This window comes from Mesorhizobium sp. M1A.F.Ca.IN.020.06.1.1, from assembly GCF_004023265.1.
Classification (GTDB): domain Bacteria; phylum Pseudomonadota; class Alphaproteobacteria; order Rhizobiales; family Rhizobiaceae; genus Mesorhizobium.
In genome coordinates, this window is sequence record NZ_RZSR01000822.1 from 1 (window position 1) to 2,735 (window position 2,735).

Genomic DNA, 2,735 nt, shown 5'->3' on the forward strand with positions numbered 1-2,735 from the left:
CCCCTCCACCTCGCTCTTCGCCACCCTCCGCTGCACCCCGCGCGTCGCCCGCTTCTGCTTCTTCGAGGTCAGCTCGTGCATGGCATCAAGCTGCATCTGCTGCATCTCGGCCAGGCGCTGCCATTGGCGTGAGATCAGGTAGTCGAGCTTTTCGTGCAGGTGCCGCACTTCGAGCTCGGCCTTGAGGTTCACCCGGTAGTCGTTGAAGGAGCGCAGCCGGTCCTTCGCCTCCTGCCGCTTCTGGCTCATCATGATGATCGGCGCCTGGATGGCGGCGATGCAGGATAGGAGCAGGTTGAGCAGGATGAATGGGTAGGGATCAAAGGCGGCGGCCGCGCCCTCGAAGAGGTTGAGGCCGATCCAGATCAGAAGCACCGCCGCGAACGAGATCAGGAACCACCAGCTGCCGCCGAAGGCCGCCATGTCGTCCGAGACGCGGTCGGCGAAGGAGCGGCGCTCCTCGAACTCTTCTTCCGAGTTCTCCGAGATCGTGTCCTGTCTGGCGATCGATTCCACCACCTGGCGGTCGAGCTCGGAGAATTCGCCATGCTCCTGCTGCAGCAATTCCTCCATGTAGCGCATGCGGTAGCGGGCGAGCTCCTCGCGGCTGATGCGGGCGCCGCGCGGCAGGTCGGGATGGTCGGAGCGGATGCGGTCGGCGAGGCTCGGCCTCAGGTCGTCGACGCGCACCAGGTCGCGCTTGCGGAACTTCCGGCCGCTGATCGCCGACGGTTTTTTCTTGGGCTTTGCACGCGCCGTGCCGGGCAGGTGCGGCTCGGAATCCGGCACCTCCGGCGCTTCGAGGATCTCGTCCGCCGCCTCATGCTGGTCTTCCGGCACGGTGGCCGCCTCGAGATATTCGCCGCCCGAGTCGTTTTCGTTGTCGGCTATTGTCTGCGCGGATGCCTTTGGGTCGCCGGCCATGCTCAGTGCTCCTCTTCTCGGGCTTCGATACGATACGCCGAGCCGGCGCGGCATATCCATCGCGACTGTGAAGCTGGTGTGACCGAACAAGTTGTTGTGATGGATGGATCTGCTTTCGGCGCGGAAAGACATAGATCCAATTCTGGGAAGATTCGGTTGAAAGGGCTTGCTGAGCAACAACAAATCTCTCGGGGCAGCGCCGCCCCTCATCCGCCTGCCGGCACCTTCTCCCTATATAGGGAGAAGGAGGCTGGGCGCAGGCTCGGCGCCTTCCTCTGCACCGCTGGCTATTGGCGAAACCGGCGATGAGAGCGCCCCTCTCCCCGTCACTTACGGGGAGAGGATGCCGGCAGGCAGGTGAGGGGCAGCGCCACCGCCGAACGCATCGGTCCTGCCTCGCTGGAGCCATGGTCACCGCCGGCGGGCTATCTGGCCGGTCGCTTGAGCAGGCCGCCGCCACCCGGGCTTCGCTACTGCGCCGGCAAACCCGGCAGCGACGACCCTTGCGCCGGCAAACTGGGCGCCGGCACTCCCGGCGCCGGCAAACCCGGAAGCGCAGAACCGGCCGGCTGCTGCCCGGCGTACATCAGCCGCGTCTGGGCATCGGCGCTCATCGGCGCCAAGCTGCGCTGGATCAGCGCCTCGACATGGTCGTTGCGCTGGCGCGCGCTTTGGGCGCCCATCACCACCACGATCAGATGCCTGCCGTCGGCATTGTAGGAGGTGACGATGTTGTAGCCGGAGGCGCGGATATAGCCGGTCTTGATGCCATCGACGCCACGCACCCGTCCCAGCATGTCGTTATGGCCGCGCACCAGCCGGCCGCGGAACATGAAATCGCTTTCGGAGAAATAGTGGAAATGCTGCGGGAAGCGGCGCTGGAGCGCGATGCCCAGCACCGCCATGTCGCGCGCCGTGGTCACCTGGCCGTCGTCGGGCAGGCCGCAGGCGTTGCGGAAATTGGTGCTGGTCATGCCGAGCTGGCGCGCCTTGGCGGTCATCATGGCGGCGAACTGCTCCTCGCTGCCGCCGCCGAGATATTCGCCCACCGCCACCGCCACGTCGTTCGCCGACTTCACCACCATGGCGCGGATGGCGGAATCGACGTCGATCGTCTCGCCGCGCCTGAAGCGCAGCTTCGTCGGCGGCTGCGAGGCGGCGTGGTTGGATACTGGGATCTGCATCTCCTTGCTCACCCGGCCGCTCTCCAGCGCCTCGAACAGCATGTAGAGCGTCATCATCTTGGTCAGCGACGCGGGATAGCGCTGCGCCGTCGAATTGACCTCGAACAGCGTCTTGCCGGTCGAAGCGTCGACCACGATCGCGGCATATTTCTGCGGCTGCGCCGGCACGGCCAGCACGGTTTCCGGCGGCGCGGCGGTGGTGCAGCCGGCAATGAGGAGCAGCAGCACCAGCGCGGTCATCAATTTCTGGAGGAGCGAAAGCGGAGTGGACAAGATTGTTCAAAAACGGTTGCTGAGATGCGGCGAAGCTAGCGTACCGCATCCGCTCCGTCCAACTGGTTAACGGCGGGAATGAGGCATTTGCCCAGCTTTTGGCGGTTTGCAGGAGGTTGAATTGCCTTCAAGGTCGGCAGCGCCGAGTTCGACAATTGGTGGCATTCGCCTGATGCAAAATGCCTATCGCCCTGCTTGCGCCGCTGCCGCCGGTCAGGCTTTGTTGTCACCGAAGATTCGAGGTTTGGCAATGGACACCCTCAGCATCAACGCAAAAGGCATCTCGGTCTCCCTCGATCTCGCCGTCGGCCATATCGCCGCCCTGGAAATCGAGGCCGATGGCGGCCGCTTGAA

General features: G+C 64.7%; 3 protein-coding genes. 1 reads left to right on the top strand and 2 read right to left on the bottom strand.

Annotated elements, in window-relative coordinates:
* On the bottom strand, positions 1 to 924 hold a 924-nt coding region (locus EOA60_RS27505; RefSeq protein ID WP_095825534.1), incomplete at its 3' end, for a DUF1003 domain-containing protein.
* A gap of 470 nt (positions 925 to 1,394) precedes the next feature.
* The gene (locus tag EOA60_RS27510) at positions 1,395 to 2,348 is read right to left on the bottom strand and encodes a D-alanyl-D-alanine carboxypeptidase family protein (protein WP_127335609.1); all 954 of its coding nucleotides are present in this window, start codon (positions 2,346 to 2,348) and stop codon (positions 1,395 to 1,397) included.
* 205 nt (positions 2,349 to 2,553) lie between these two features.
* Here EOA60_RS27510 and EOA60_RS27515 point away from each other — a divergent pair.
* On the top strand, positions 2,554 to 2,735 hold a 182-nt coding region (locus EOA60_RS27515; protein ID WP_164899578.1), incomplete at its 3' end, for a hypothetical protein.